A 13015-nucleotide genomic window follows, 5' to 3' on the forward strand; every position below is an offset into this window, starting at 1 on the left:
ATGAGAAGCGGAAACATGCCCAAGAGCCTTTACCAGAACTGGCAATTCGCCATCGAGGTAAATGGCTTCGACGTGGCCCTGTTCCACAAGGGACAGGAGCCAAAAACAGAATTCGAGGAAGTGGCCTTTGCCCCGGCCGGTTCGATGTTCGACCAAAAGGTGGCAGGGCGGGTCAAGTTCGAGGACATCACCCTCGAGAAAGGCAACCTGCAGGACGGCTCCGACGAGGCGGCCCGCGAATGGATCAAGAAACAGGTGGACGTGAACGCCGTCACCGGCGGTCTTCCGGCCGACTACATGCGCGACATCGACGTTGTCCGCTACGACCGCACCGGCAACGAGACCCGCCGCTGGACCCTGCACGGTGCCTGGGTGAAGGCGCTCGAATACGACGAGCTCGAAGGCGGCAACACCGAGAACACCATCGAGAAGCTCACCATCTGCTTCCAATACTGGACCTAAACCGGAGGATCGACCATGTACAGCTTTGAACTGCCAAGCGGCACTGAACTCGAGCTTCGGGAAATGACCGGGGCCGAGGAAGAACTGCTCACCAACCAGCGCCTGATCCGTTCCGGAGAGGCGATCAACCAGGTGCTCCGCAACTGTTTCGTCCGGCTGGGCGAGAAGACCGATCCCGATCTCGCCGAGGTGATGAACCTGCTCTCGGGTGACCGGCTGTTCGCGCTGGTCCGCCTGCGCCAGATTTCCCTCGGCGACGAGGTGGAGCTGGAGCTGAGCTGCCCGAACAGCTCCTGCCGCATGACCAACTTTGTGACCATCAATCTCGAGGATCTCAAGGTCACCCCCTACGGCGAGGAGCGGGAGTTCGCCTTCAAGCTGCCCGGCTCGAAGAAAACCGTGCGCTTCGGATATCTCGATGGCCACAAGGAAAAGCGTCTGGCCAGCCTGCGTGAGCCCAACATCACCTCGGCCATGCTCATCCGCGTCCTCGACATCGACGGCAAGGCTCCCTCCAAGAAGAGCCTGGCGGAAATGTCGATGCGCGACCGCAACGCGCTGCGGCAGGAGATGTCGCGGGTCGACGCGGGAATCGACACCTCGGTCGAGACCGATTGCGATGGCTGCGGCACCAAGATCCGTACCCGCCTGGAGGCCGAACCGGCTTTTTTGTTCCCCGGAGTTCGCTTGTAAGCGACGCATTCTTTCTCGCTTACGGCGGACTGCACTGGGGCTGGTCGGAAACCCGCTCGCTGCCTCTCAGGGTCCGGCGTCAGTTCGTCGAGGCCCTTGAGCGGCAACTTGATTTTGAACGTGAGCAAACGGAACGGCGATAGATGAACGGCGATCTCGGACTGGGCATAGTGGTATCGATGAAGGATGCGTTCTCGCAGAACGCGCAGCGCATCCGTGGTTCCATGATGGACCTCGATTCCACCGTGGCGGATGCCAGCGAGCGGATGACCCGCAACCTGGACCGCATCCAGCAAGGGACCATGATGCTGGGGGCGGGACTGGCCCTGATGGCAGTACCCGCCGCCCTGTTCGCCTCCACCGCCGCGACCCAGAAAGCCCTGGGCGAGCTGGCGTCCCTCGGCGTGCAGGACCTCCGGGCCATCGAGGACGCCGCAGAATCCTTCACCAACCAATGGTCCGGTGCCGACAAGGCCGCTTTCATCACCGCCACCTACGACGTGAAATCGGCCCTGTCCAACCTCAGCGACGAGGCGGTGGGCGTCTTCACCTCCATGGCCGCCATGACGGCCAAGGCGACCAAGGCCACCACCCAGGAGATGGTTGGCACCTTCACCACGGCCTACGGGATCTTCAAGCCCATCATGGCCGACATGAACGACATGGAATGGGCGACCGCCTTTTCCGGAGCCATGGCGCAGACAGTGGCCTCGTTCAAGACCAACGGCACCCAGATGGCCGACGCCATCAAGAACATCGGCGCGGTGGCGGCCGCGAGCAACATTCCCCTGAACGAGCAGCTCGCCGTGCTCGGCCAGCTCCAGACCACCATGCCCGGCTCCGAGGCGGGCACGCTGTACAAGGCGTTCATCATGAAGGCGGCCGAGGCCGGTGACGAGCTTGGCCTGTCCTTCACCGACACCAGTGGCCGTCTCAAGGGCGTGGTTCCCATCCTGCAGGAGATCAAGCGCCAGTTCCCCGATCTCTCCAACGCAGCCGCCCAGGTGAAGCTGAAGAAGGCCTTCGGTTCCGACGAGGCGGTCAAGTTCCTGCTGCAGATGTCGGCGGGCACGGAGAGCCTCGAAGGCAATATCCAGTCGGTGGGCCGAGCCATGAAGACCGGCACGGCGGTCACCGAACAGATGGCCGACGCCATGAACCAGGACATCGGAGCCCGGTTCCTGCTCCTGCGCCAGCAGATGGCCAACCTCAGCGAAATCCTGGGTCGCACCTTGTTGCCGGTGGTCACGCCGGTGATCAACGGCGTCTCCCGCGTCATTCTGTTCCTGCAGCGCATGGCCAAATCGATGCCGGGCGTGACCCGGGTGGTCCTTGGACTATCCATGGCCCTCGGCACCATTTTGGTCGTGGCCGGAGCCGTCACCGCCGCTGTGGGCATGGTGGGACTCATGCTGCCCGCCATCAAGGCCGGGTTCGTGGCCATCAGCGCCGCGCTCGCCGGGGTGGGTTCGGCGGTCGCGACCTATTTTCTGCCTGTTACCGCGATCATCGCGGGCGTGATCCTGTCGGTGTATCTGCTCAAACGCGCCTGGGAAACCAACTTCGGCGGCATTCAGGAGATCATCACCGGGGCCTGGAACAAGGTCTCGCTGGTCTTCCAGGGGATCAGAGAGCTGGTGGGCTCTCTCAGCGGCGGCGTCGGGCAGATGTCGGCCGAACTGGCACAGAAGCTCGAATCCGCAGGGCTGTTGGGCTTCGTGGTCACCGTTTTCAAGGCCTATTACCGGGTTCGTGAGGCCATGGCCGGATTGTGGGGCGCGTTCTCCCATGCCTTTGGCCGCATCCGCGCCATCCTCGAACCGACCGTCCGCACACTGATGAGTGCCTATGCGGCGCTGGCCAGCGCGGTCTTTTCGGTGGTGGAGATCTTCGGCGTGGCCGCCAGCGCCACCGATGGGTCGTCCTGGCGTACCTTCGGCACTGTTATTGGCACCGTCGCCGGTGTGCTTCTGCAGGGGTTGGCGTTCGCCCTGAAGATCGTGGCCTGGAACCTGTCGCTCATCGTCCGAGCCCTGGCGGTGGTGGTGCGCAGCGTGGTCTGGGTCGGCAAGGCCATCGTCGGGTCACTGGTTGGAGCGACCAAGTTCATCTACAAGTTCCTGTTGCCCTTGCGCATGATCGGCGAGGCATTTATGGCCGCCGGGAAGATCGTCTATGCGGTCTGGCAGGTGCTGACCGGCGACATCTCCCTGCTGGACGGTCTCAAGTCCATTGGCGGCGCGGTCTACGACTTTCTTGCCACCCCGTTCCGCTGGGCGCGGGATGTGGTGGTCGGTGTCTGGAATTTCATTTCCGTCATCTTCACCTCCATCGGACGCCTGGTGGCCGACGCCGCCGGACAGATTGGCCAGGCGATTCTGAATCTCCCGATTATCAGCACCCTGCGTGAGCTGTTTGCCACCGTGCGATCCTTCTTCGCCGGGGACACGACCTTTTTCGAGGCGGGCAAGAAGCTGCTGATCAGCCTGGGTGAGGGGATCTGGTCGGCCGTGACCTATCCCTTCACCATGCTCAAGAACGCCTTGGGCAAGCTGCGCAATCTGCTGCCGTTCTCCGATGCCCGCGAGGGACCGCTCGCCAGCCTGACCGCCTCCGGTTCCGCGCTGCTCAAGACCCTCGCCGACGGCATGAGCCTTACCCAGTCGCTGCCTGCGAAAGTGTTCGGCTTCGCCGCTCGCGGGATTCTCTCGGCCGCTGCGGGAGCCTGGCAGCAGATCAAGACGGCGGGCGGAAACCTCATGGACGCCGCCTCGGCTCCCTTCCGGATGGCTGGAAAACTCTGGGATGGGTTGACCTCCGGGGCTCAAACCGTCGCGGCCAAGGCCGGCGCCATCTTCGGCGGTCTCAAACAATCCCTGTTTGGCGACACGCCCGTACTGGCGCTCAAACCGCCCCAGGTCAATGCCTGGGACGCGCTGGCCACGGGAGCCGTCAATCTCCGCAACCGGATCGTTGCCACACTGTCGGCCGTCCCCGGGGCTGTCGGTCGAATCTTTACCTACGCCGGTGCCGAGGGGCAAACCCTCTGGCAGAGGCTTTCCAGCGGCGCGAGCGCGGGCATTCAGGCGATCAAGGATAGAAGCGCTGGGATCGCCAACGGTTTGCTCTCCTCCGCTCGCGCCATGCTGGGAGTCCGGACCCCGATTCCGCAGGTGGCCGAGCAGAAGCAAACACTCGGTGCTGCGCAGCCCGCAGAATCGATTGGGCAACGCATCATCGAAAGCGTGCTGAGTCTCGTGCCGCGTCTGGACGAGCGCCTGGTGCCCAAGGCCCTGAGCGCCATGCTGATGCTCCAGCCGGTCATGGCCACTGCCGCGCCGCCTCCGCAACCGATGAACGGCATCGTGCAGACCGTCGCGGCGGCCGTCGAGCCGGTAAGTAAGAGCTATATCCAGCCGTTCGCGGTGGAACCGGCACTGGAAAACGGAGATGCCTCTCTGGCTCCGGCCGGGATCGAGCGGCCCATGACCGCCGCTCCGACTCCGATAGCGAAGCCTTTGCAATCCGGGCTCACCGAGACGGTGCCTTCCGAACAGTTGATCGCTCCGGCTCGCACCGCTCCCGCGACACCGCTGCGCGGAGAGGAAGCCGGTCCGGGAGTGCGCGAACTGCTGGAATCCTTGCTCTCGCGCCTCGATGGCCTGGCCGACCGCCCGGTGGAATTGAGCGTGACCACCAACATCGATGGCCGGAAGGTGGCCGAGGCCGTCTACAAGGACCTGCGGGAGCGGAAGATCAGAAACTACGAAACCCTGTGAGAGGACCGATGAAACGCATCTTTGTCTGCAGCCCGTTCGCGGGCGACATAGCCCGAAACGTGAAGGTCGCCGAGGCACTTTGCCGCCAGGTCATGAGAAGCGGTCACGCGCCGTTCGCGCCGCATCTGCTATATCCGACCTTCACCGATGACAGCGTCACCGAGCAGCGAGAGACGGGCATCGCCTGCGGCCTGGCCTACATGGAATGTTGCGACGAAGTGTGGGCGTTCACCGGCAACGGCATTTCCAGCGGCATGCGGCGGGAACTCGACCGGGCCGGACAACTGGGCAAGCCAATCATCGAGATCGCCGAGGTGTAAGGAATGGCATGGGATCAACAGCCCATCAAGGGATATCTGGTAGACGCCGACACGGGGGAGCGGCTCGAATTCCAGTACAACCCCAACTCCATCAGCGACGAGAAGTCGACCGACTACGCAACGATCAAAATCCCCGGCATGAGCCACCCGCGCTACCAGTACGTCGCCGGAGAACCGCGCCGGATCGCCTTCAAGGTCGAGCTGTTCAAGGGGCCGGTCAAACAGAAGGTCGACTGGCTCCGCTCGCTGCAATATCCGGAGCACGCCGGAACCATGCTCAAGAATGCGCCGCACCGCGTACTGCTGATTTTCGGCGATCTCTACCCGGGCGTGACCTGCATCGTCCGGCAGGTGAAGGCGCGGTTCTTCGGCCTGTTCGACCGGGACAACCTGCTGCCGCAACGGGCCGAGGTGGACATCGTCCTCGAGGAATATGTGGATCAGTCCATCAACTGGTCGGAGGTACGTTCATGATCGGCCGTGATTCCCGATACGCCCGCTGTCTTCTCTACCGGGACAGCGACGGCACCTCCCTCGGCATGCGCCAGCGCATCGACACCACCCCCAGACACGACGACCGCCTACACACCGTAGTCGAGGGCGACCGTCTGGATCTGCTCGCTCACCGCTATCTGGGTGATGCCCGGCTCTGGTGGATCATCTGCGACTACAACGACCTCTTTTTCCCGTTGGCGCTCGAGCCGGGTCTGGCGCTGCGCATTCCCTCCCGCGAACACGTCCAGATGCGCCTGCTCGACTGAAGCATCCGACACCTCGCCATGCCTTCCGGTAAGTAAGCAGGGAACTGCGAACCGCCGGAGAGACGCATGGATCTGGATACCTTCAAGCCGACATTTCTGATTCAGATCGAGGGGCAAGACCTCTCGAAGGACATCACCCAGGAGATCACCTCGTTCGTCTTCACCGACAACGAGGAGGAGCTGGATGTCCTCGAACTGTCGGTGACCGACCGCAACCTGCAGTTCGTCGACGATCCGCTGTTCCAGGAAGGCAACGAGATCGTGGCCCGCTTCGGCTACGTGGGGAACCTCTCTCCGCGCAAGAAGGCGGTCATCAAGGACATCGATTACGACTTCCCGGAAAACGGCGATCCGATCATCCGCATCAAGGCCTACGACAAGGGCTTCAAATTGGCGGGCAAGGAGAACCAGAAAGTCTGGCAGAAACCCGCTCCCGGCATCCTCTATTCGGAAATCGCCGAACAGATCGCCGCCGCCAACGGCCTCTCGCCGGTGGTCACGGCCACCAAGGGGACCCATCTCCGCGTCACCCAGAGCAACATCTCGGACGCCCAGTTCCTCAAGGAGCTGGCGGAAAAGGCCCGCGACCGCGATGGCGACGGCGTGAGCGGCTATGTCTTCTACATCCAGGACGACGAACTCCATTTCCATCCCCGCGAGCTCGACCAGACGCCGCTTCTGACCCTCGAATATTTCACCGACACCAAGGGCCTGCTGCGCTCGTTCCGCCCCAGCACCCAATCGCAGGGGGCCAAGGGCGCGGGTGTCGAGACCAAGACGGTCGGCGTCGACCCGCGCAAGAAGGACGTGGTCGAGCACAAGGCCAACAACGCCACCACGCCCGAGCGGACGGCCTTGGGCAAGCAGACTTATCTGGTCGACGGCAACACCGGCGAAGGCAGCTTCAAGGAACAGGAGACGGGGCAGATCGTGCCGAGCTTCGACCGTTCCGAAGGCTTTCATGAAGAGCCGCGCCAGGAGCCCGCCCAGGACAGCGCCGAAGGCAAATTCCGCGAGGCGGAACTGCGCCAGGTCGAGGCGGATGCGGCCACCATCGGCATTCCCCAGCTACGCGCCAAGAAGAACGTCGAGATCAAGGGCGTGGGACGGAAGTTTTCCGGCATCTATTACTGCCACTCGGTGCGCCACAGCATCAGCGGCGCTGGCTATCTCTGCGAACTCAAACTCAAGAAGAACGCCCTCGGCAAGGGCGCGGGCGACAAGTCCGCCGAGTCCCAGGGCAAACCCAACGACAAGGAGGCCCCGCCCACGCCGCAAAACGAGCCGCCAGCCATGGTGACCATCGACGCGGATTCCGGCGCGGTCACACAAGGAGGCGGTAATGGGTGATCTCAGCAAGAATTTCAACCGTTTGGAATTCGCCTGCAAGGGCAAGAGTTGCTGCGGCCATTCGGCTGCGGTCCATCCCGACCTGGTCGACGCCCTGCAGGCTTTGCGCGACCACATCGGCAAACCGCTGTCCATCACCAGCGGCTTCCGCTGTAACCGGCACAACAAGGCGGTGGGCGGAGCGGAGCAGAGTTTCCACACGCTGGGTATGGCGGCCGACGTGAGCTGTCCCGCTGGCGTTTCGCCCGAGGAATTGGCGGTCATCGCCGAGGAGATCCCTCTTTTTTGCGAGGGCGGCATCGGCGTCTATGCCTCCTGGGTCCATCTCGACGTGCGCCAGTCGGGCAAGGCGAGGTGGCGGTCATGAGCGCCGAAACCAAGACCCTGTTTTCCGGCACCGCGCTGGGTCTCTCCGGGCCGCTTCGGGTAGAGATACTTCCCAATGGAATGACCGCCAGGCTGACTCAGCCGTTCCGTGTCCGCACCGGCGCTGGCCGCATCATCGAAGTGCCCGCCGGGTTCGAGACCGATTTCGCCTCGGTGCCGCGCCTGTTCTGGCGCGTGGTGCCACCCTGGGGGCGATATTCCCCGGCCGCCGTCGTTCACGACTACCTCTACCACACCGGCAAGGTCTCGCGGCTTGCTGCCGACCGCGTCTTTCTCGAACTGATGGCTGCCCTGGGCGTGCCTCTGTGGAAAAGGCAGGTCATGTATTGGGCGGTTCGCCTGGGCGGCTGGCTGGCCTGGGACGCCAGTCGAAAACGGGAGACGGAGCATGCTTGAAACCCGCGACCGTCAATCCGAGGAGCGCTACCGCAACCGCTGGTACGGCAAGTACCGGGCCTTCGTGCGCGACAACAACGACCCAGAACGCCTTGGCCGGGTCCGGCTGGAGATCCCCGCCGTGCTTGGCAGCGGGCGGGAGAACTGGTCCGAATGGGCCGCTCCCTGTTTCCCCTACGGCGGCAACGACGACACCGGCATGTTCCTGGTCCCCGAGGAAGGGGCCTCGGTCTGGGCCGAGTTCGAGGGCGGCGTTGTCCAGTATCCGATCTGGACCGGGGTCTGGCTGGCCAAGAGCAATCCCGGCGAACAGCCCGAGGAATCCAAGCGCACCTGCGCGAATGCCTTTTGCCATGACTGCGAGGACAAGGTCGAACATCAGGCCAACCGGCACGACGATCTCGAACACAAGAAGTACCACGGCCATCCGCCGTATTACTGCCCGCGACTGAAGGTCCTGCTCAAGACCGAAACCGGCCACACCATCCTGGCCGATGACCGCGACGGCGACGAGCTGCTGCGGATCATCGACCGCGCCGGACAGATCCTCACCATGGAAGGGAAGGTGAAGCCGGAGATGCAGAGCGGCAACGCTCTGCGCCGAGGCACGAAGGACGCCGAGAAAGGCGACCAGCTCGACATCGCCTCGCAGATCGTCGGCTCCCGCGCCCGCATCCAGCTCACCGACCTCTGCCGCCAGCAGGTGATCCTCGAAGCCTGGCAGGACAAGGAGAAGGTCCACATCCTCTCGTGCGACAAGGGCCGCTCCCGCTGGCAGAAGATCCTCATCGATACCACCAAGGGTCGGGAGAAGGTTCACATCTGGGGACTCAACGGCACCCAGGAAATCCTCGTCGATTCCACCGCCGCCGCCGAACAGATCCGGCTGACCGACAAGGCCGGTCAGGTGGTGCGCATGAACGCCGCGCCCGGCCAGGAGAGCATCAGCGCCACCGACAAGTCCGGCAGCCTCGTGTTCATGGATGGGGTGGCCGGAAACATCATCATTCGCTCGACGAACACCGTCTTGATCAACACCTGAAGGAAGCATCGCATGGGAGAAAGAACAACAACGCCCTCCGGACTTTCGGCCAGCGAGGAATTGCTGGCCCGGACCTTCGATCATTGGCGGGAGGAATTCCGCAGCATCCTCGAAAGTCACCGCCGGGAAATCCAGGACCGCCTCGAGAAGATCGAGCGTGAAATCGAGAAGAAATCGGACAAGGAAAACGTCGAGGTGCTGGTCCGCTCGATCTATTCCGATCTGCACCGGCACGCCGAGGAGATCGACCGGCTGCATGCCCGGGTCGGCTCTAAGATGGGGACCGAGACCATGTGGAAGATCGTCGGCCTGGTGCTGACCATCGGCAGCACCATCGGCGGACTCGTCGGCTTTCTGATCCATCTGCTGCTGAAGGTGAACCCATGAGCTCCCAGGCGCGGCTCGGCGACATCAGCAGTCACGGCGGCGTCATCATCACCGGGGCGAGCCGGACGCTGGACAACGGCATGCCAGTGGCCCGCATGGGTGATCTGCACGTCTGTCCCATCCCTGGGCATGGCGTGACGCCCATTGTGACCGGCAGCTTCGACACCATCACCGAAGGATTGCCCAACGCCCGCATCGGCGACATCACCGCCTGCGGAGCCATCATAGTCACCGGCAGTCCCGACACCATCGACAACTGAGGGGGCCGCTATGAACAATCTCGAACAGCCGCAGGAACCGCACTACTGGGATGTCTTCCCGAAACTGATCCGGGTCTCGCGATCCCCATTCGTCCAGCGCATTCCGCTCTCGATCCGTGGTCTACCCGAAGCGCCGGTGTTCGAATCGTCCAATCCCGACGTGGCCAGTGTCGATGAGGACGGCAATGTCGAGTGCGGCTTCGTTCCCGGGGCGGCCATGATCCTGGTCTGGGATTCGCCCGAGCGGCTCAGCCTGCGTCACGTCCAGGTCGAGGTCTATGGCGGTGGCGTCTCCGCACCGGTGGAGGTTCCTTCATGACGGATACCGCGCCAGACTATAGCCACTGGGAGGTTCAGCCTCGCTCCATCCGCCTCTCCGCTGGCGAGTTCGAGCAACGGGTTCCGCTCTCCCTGCGCGGCGACGTGGACGCCCCGGTCTTTGCCTCCAGCAATCCGGAGGTCGCGGAGATCGGGCCGGACGGTGTCATTCGCTGCGGCTGGACCATCGGCAACGCCGTGCTCATGGTCTGGCGATCCTCGTTCCGGGACAGCCTCCGCCATGTTCTGGTGGAGGTCCGCGATCCGTCCTGGTTCGCCGACCACCCGGACTTTGCCAGCGGAGCATCGGTCTTCCTCAGCGGCATGGTGGTCAACGCCCTCAACACCAGCGGCGTCGGCAACGCGCTGATCGAATTCCGCCGCTCGGAAACCGGCCCGGCGGCGTTCCAGACCTTCGCCAACGCCTATGGCGGGTTCGAGCTGACCGTGCCCGAGGGGTTCTATTACGTGGAGGTCACCGCGCCGGGATACATCGCCTGGCATGGCTGGGTGAACGCCGACACCAACACCTCCGGCGACATCCAGATCGTTCTCTCGCCCGAACTCGACGGCCAGGTCGCCCGCATCGTGTTGCAGTGGGGGCTCAACCCCCGGGATCTCGATTCCCATCTCACCGGACCGACGCCATCGGGCGGTCGCTTCCATGTGTTCTATTCCCACACCATCGAAAACGAGGCGGCGGAATTGGACGTGGACGACACCAGCTCCTACGGGCCGGAGACCATCACCATCCATCGGCTCATCCCCGGCGTCTACCGCTACGCGGTCCACGACTACACCAACCGCAACACCAATCCGAGCACCGGCCTGGCGCAGTCCGGAGCCACGGTGAAAGTGTTCCTGAGCGATGGCCGTGAGCAGACCTTCACCGTTCCCAACGCCCCGGGTACGGTCTGGACCGTGTTCGAAATCGACGGCGCGACTGGAACAGTGACGCCGGTCAACGCCATGAGCTATCAATCCCAACCCGCCAACGTCGGCATGTAATGGAGGTTGTCCATGATTTCCGAAGAACCCGCCGACTTGCAGGCCACCATCGAACAAACCGATTCCGGCCAACAACAGTATGTGCTGCGGGCGCTCTGCGATCACCTGTCCGGCATCCGTGAAGAACTTTCCGGCATCCGCACGCTGCTGGAGGCCAGTCACGCCGCCTCGGAGGCGATGCGTGGCCAGGCCCAGGCCTATCTTGAGGCCCAGCAGGCCAGGACCCAGGAGTACCTGGAGCAGGTACAGATCGAGCCGGAGCCCGATTTTTATCCCTTTGTCGAACTGCCAGCGGGCACCGAACCCCGGGATCTGCCGGATGGCAACCGGCTCTTCACCTTGCCCGACGGCATGATCCTGCGGACCACGGACGACCAGCGAATTTGCGTTATCGACGGCGGGGAACAGCAGGTCATCACCCCCGGACCCGGCACGGCCATAGAGGTCGCCCCGGGACGCCTTTACACCCTGGTCGAGTCCTATCTGAGCGCGACCCAGGAGGCAGCCGGTATCAGCGGACTGCCCGCCGGGATCGAGCCGACCGCCATGGGCGCGGAACGCTTCGCGGTGGATCTACCCGAGGGCATCCGTCTCGACGTCAATCACCGGGAGCGGTTCATCACCCTCATCAATCCGGCCGGACCTATCGACATCATCGGCATCGGCCGCATCGAGGGCATCGGCGAAACCATCGCTGTCCGTCTGCTCTCCGGCGGAGCCAAAGGATTCCAGTGCGGCCAGTCCGACCACGGCGGGCTGATCGAGGCGGACGGAACCATCCATCTGGGACTCAAGAGCGGTCTAGATCTGGTGGTCCGGTTCCAGGGAGAAGCCATCGACGACGGCGCACCGGAAAATGGCTGCTCGGGACAGTGCGGCCTCGACTGCGAGGAGCGTACCTGATGAGCTACGACTTTCTCGGCAAGGGGCTGCGTTACCCGTTCCGGTTTCAGTCGGTATCCGGCGGCACCCAGGTCTCGACCGCCACCTCGCGGGAGCACGAGCATATCCGCGAAAGCATCCTGCAGATCCTCGGCACCCGGATCGGCGAACGGTTCATGAATCCGGAGTTCGGCTCCCGGCTGAAGGATCTGGTGTTCGAACAGAACGACGAGGTGCTCAAGGGCCTGCTGCGCCATTACGTGATCGACGCCATCAAGCGCTGGGAAAAGCGGGTGATCATCACGGAGGTGCGCTTCGACGACCGGCCGCTGAACATCGACGGCAACCTGCTGCTGGTACATATCGCCTACCGGGTGATCCAGAGCCAGGTGGACGGCAACCTGGTCTATCCCTTCTACAGAGAAGACCCGAACAATCCCGCGCCCAGCTATCCCCAGCCGGAACCACCGCCGGAACCCGAGCCGGAACCACCGCCGGTGCGCAGCGTGCACCTGTCGCCGGACGTGCGCTCACTGTTCAATCTGCTCTGGTTCGACGCGGCCGAAATGAGTCCAGATCCGGACGATTCCTTCATCTGGCCAGCCGGAGAATACGAGATCGCCTACATCGAGGGAGCCTTTCAGGACCGCAACGGCAAATGGATCGTCAGCGATCCGGGTGACAATCACGGCCATTACCTGGTCTTCGAGGGAGCGCCTGAAACGGAAGCGCCCCAGGCCGAGCATGCCCTCTATCTGGCTGCGAGCGGTCTGGGCTTCAACACCCAGAGCCAGGCGGAAGACAACGCCGCTGGCACCGTTCACCGGATCACCACGTCGGAGTCTGGTCGCATCGGCCTGTTCTATTTCGAGGGCAAGAAGGAATCCCACTACCTCAACAACACCTCCGGACAGCCCAATCCCGTCTGGCAACTGCGCGGCCCGCTCTGAGGCATCCCGCCTCCGACACA

The 13015-nt window shown here is 63.4% G+C and carries 16 protein-coding genes; all 16 read left to right on the forward strand.

The features are described 5' to 3' along the window. Nucleotides 1-15: 15 nt before the first annotated feature. Nucleotides 16-462 carry a phage tail protein gene (locus H4684_RS10435; RefSeq protein ID WP_225940361.1) on the forward strand — a complete coding sequence of 149 codons (447 nt, stop codon included), beginning with the start codon at nt 16-18 and terminating at the stop codon, nt 460-462. A gap of 15 nt (nt 463-477) precedes the next feature. After that, on the forward strand, nt 478-1155 hold the full coding sequence (locus H4684_RS10440) for a T4 family baseplate hub assembly chaperone (RefSeq protein WP_192623678.1): 678 nt from the start codon (nt 478-480) through the stop codon (nt 1153-1155). Nucleotides 1156-1298: 143 nt separating this feature from the next. Continuing rightward, the gene (locus tag H4684_RS10445; protein ID WP_192623679.1) at nt 1299-4934 is read left to right on the forward strand and encodes a phage tail tape measure protein; all 3636 of its coding nucleotides are present in this window, start codon (nt 1299-1301) and stop codon (nt 4932-4934) included. An 8-nt stretch (nt 4935-4942) separates the two neighbouring features. Continuing rightward, nucleotides 4943-5254: a DUF7768 domain-containing protein gene (locus H4684_RS10450; RefSeq protein WP_192623680.1), complete on the forward strand. Its 312-nt coding sequence runs from the start codon at nt 4943-4945 to the stop codon at nt 5252-5254. Nucleotides 5255-5257: 3 nt separating this feature from the next. Then, a complete protein-coding gene (locus H4684_RS10455) occupies nt 5258-5728 on the forward strand; it encodes a CIS tube protein (RefSeq protein ID WP_192623681.1) in 471 nt (156 codons plus the stop codon). Beyond that, the gene (locus tag H4684_RS10460; protein WP_192623682.1) at nt 5725-6015 is read left to right on the forward strand and encodes a LysM peptidoglycan-binding domain-containing protein; all 291 of its coding nucleotides are present in this window, start codon (nt 5725-5727) and stop codon (nt 6013-6015) included. The genes H4684_RS10455 and H4684_RS10460 overlap by 4 nt, the downstream gene beginning before the upstream one ends. Nucleotides 6016-6081: 66 nt before the next feature. Beyond that, nucleotides 6082-7365, forward strand: a complete 1284-nt coding sequence (locus H4684_RS10465) for a phage late control D family protein (protein ID WP_192623683.1) — start codon at nt 6082-6084, stop codon at nt 7363-7365. Beyond that, a complete protein-coding gene (locus H4684_RS10470; RefSeq protein WP_192623684.1) occupies nt 7358-7732 on the forward strand; it encodes a YcbK family protein in 375 nt (124 codons plus the stop codon). The genes H4684_RS10465 and H4684_RS10470 overlap by 8 nt, the downstream gene beginning before the upstream one ends. Next, entirely contained in the window at nt 7729-8148 is a 420-nt protein-coding gene (locus H4684_RS10475; protein WP_192623685.1) for a DUF1353 domain-containing protein, read from the forward strand. The genes H4684_RS10470 and H4684_RS10475 overlap by 4 nt, the downstream gene beginning before the upstream one ends. Beyond that, nucleotides 8141-9190 carry a phage baseplate assembly protein V gene (locus H4684_RS10480; RefSeq protein ID WP_011700611.1) on the forward strand — a complete coding sequence of 350 codons (1050 nt, stop codon included), beginning with the start codon at nt 8141-8143 and terminating at the stop codon, nt 9188-9190. Before H4684_RS10475 ends, H4684_RS10480 begins: the two co-directional genes overlap by 8 nt. A gap of 12 nt (nt 9191-9202) precedes the next feature. After that, on the forward strand, nt 9203-9577 hold the full coding sequence (locus tag H4684_RS10485; RefSeq protein WP_015721232.1) for a hypothetical protein: 375 nt from the start codon (nt 9203-9205) through the stop codon (nt 9575-9577). Beyond that, nucleotides 9574-9837: a PAAR domain-containing protein gene (locus H4684_RS10490; protein WP_011366988.1), complete on the forward strand. Its 264-nt coding sequence runs from the start codon at nt 9574-9576 to the stop codon at nt 9835-9837. Before H4684_RS10485 ends, H4684_RS10490 begins: the two co-directional genes overlap by 4 nt. Nucleotides 9838-9847: 10 nt before the next feature. Then, nucleotides 9848-10156 (forward strand): hypothetical protein, encoded by a 309-nt coding sequence (locus H4684_RS10495; RefSeq protein WP_020886740.1) that lies wholly within the window; start codon nt 9848-9850, stop codon nt 10154-10156. Next, nucleotides 10153-11163 carry a YfaP family protein gene (locus tag H4684_RS10500; protein ID WP_192623686.1) on the forward strand — a complete coding sequence of 337 codons (1011 nt, stop codon included), beginning with the start codon at nt 10153-10155 and terminating at the stop codon, nt 11161-11163. Before H4684_RS10495 ends, H4684_RS10500 begins: the two co-directional genes overlap by 4 nt. A 12-nt stretch (nt 11164-11175) precedes the next feature. Continuing rightward, nucleotides 11176-12066 (forward strand): hypothetical protein, encoded by an 891-nt coding sequence (locus H4684_RS10505; RefSeq protein ID WP_192623687.1) that lies wholly within the window; start codon nt 11176-11178, stop codon nt 12064-12066. Beyond that, nucleotides 12066-12995 carry a GPW/gp25 family protein gene (locus H4684_RS10510; protein ID WP_192623688.1) on the forward strand — a complete coding sequence of 310 codons (930 nt, stop codon included), beginning with the start codon at nt 12066-12068 and terminating at the stop codon, nt 12993-12995. The genes H4684_RS10505 and H4684_RS10510 overlap by 1 nt, the downstream gene beginning before the upstream one ends. The last annotated feature ends 20 nt before the right edge of the window (nt 12996-13015 follow it).

The sequence above is a fragment of the Desulfomicrobium macestii genome (assembly GCF_014873765.1).
Lineage (GTDB): Bacteria > Desulfobacterota > Desulfovibrionia > Desulfovibrionales > Desulfomicrobiaceae > Desulfomicrobium > Desulfomicrobium macestii.

Excerpts from the sequence above, each read along its gene's own strand:
- H4684_RS10435 (WP_225940361.1), top strand. The coding sequence starts at position 16 with ATGCCCAAGAGCCTTTACCAGAACTGGCAATTCGCCATCGAGGTAAAT.
- H4684_RS10440 (WP_192623678.1), top strand. The coding sequence starts at position 478 with ATGTACAGCTTTGAACTGCCAAGCGGCACTGAACTCGAGCTTCGGGAA.
- H4684_RS10445 (WP_192623679.1), top strand. The coding sequence starts at position 1,299 with ATGAACGGCGATCTCGGACTGGGCATAGTGGTATCGATGAAGGATGCG.
- H4684_RS10450 (WP_192623680.1), top strand. The coding sequence starts at position 4,943 with ATGAAACGCATCTTTGTCTGCAGCCCGTTCGCGGGCGACATAGCCCGA.
- H4684_RS10455 (WP_192623681.1), top strand. The coding sequence starts at position 5,258 with ATGGCATGGGATCAACAGCCCATCAAGGGATATCTGGTAGACGCCGAC.
- H4684_RS10460 (WP_192623682.1), top strand. The coding sequence starts at position 5,725 with ATGATCGGCCGTGATTCCCGATACGCCCGCTGTCTTCTCTACCGGGAC.
- H4684_RS10465 (WP_192623683.1), top strand. The coding sequence starts at position 6,082 with ATGGATCTGGATACCTTCAAGCCGACATTTCTGATTCAGATCGAGGGG.
- H4684_RS10470 (WP_192623684.1), top strand. The coding sequence starts at position 7,358 with ATGGGTGATCTCAGCAAGAATTTCAACCGTTTGGAATTCGCCTGCAAG.
- H4684_RS10475 (WP_192623685.1), top strand. The coding sequence starts at position 7,729 with ATGAGCGCCGAAACCAAGACCCTGTTTTCCGGCACCGCGCTGGGTCTC.
- H4684_RS10480 (WP_011700611.1), top strand. The coding sequence starts at position 8,141 with ATGCTTGAAACCCGCGACCGTCAATCCGAGGAGCGCTACCGCAACCGC.
- H4684_RS10485 (WP_015721232.1), top strand. The coding sequence starts at position 9,203 with ATGGGAGAAAGAACAACAACGCCCTCCGGACTTTCGGCCAGCGAGGAA.
- H4684_RS10490 (WP_011366988.1), top strand. The coding sequence starts at position 9,574 with ATGAGCTCCCAGGCGCGGCTCGGCGACATCAGCAGTCACGGCGGCGTC.
- H4684_RS10495 (WP_020886740.1), top strand. The coding sequence starts at position 9,848 with ATGAACAATCTCGAACAGCCGCAGGAACCGCACTACTGGGATGTCTTC.
- H4684_RS10500 (WP_192623686.1), top strand. The coding sequence starts at position 10,153 with ATGACGGATACCGCGCCAGACTATAGCCACTGGGAGGTTCAGCCTCGC.
- H4684_RS10505 (WP_192623687.1), top strand. The coding sequence starts at position 11,176 with ATGATTTCCGAAGAACCCGCCGACTTGCAGGCCACCATCGAACAAACC.
- H4684_RS10510 (WP_192623688.1), top strand. The coding sequence starts at position 12,066 with ATGAGCTACGACTTTCTCGGCAAGGGGCTGCGTTACCCGTTCCGGTTT.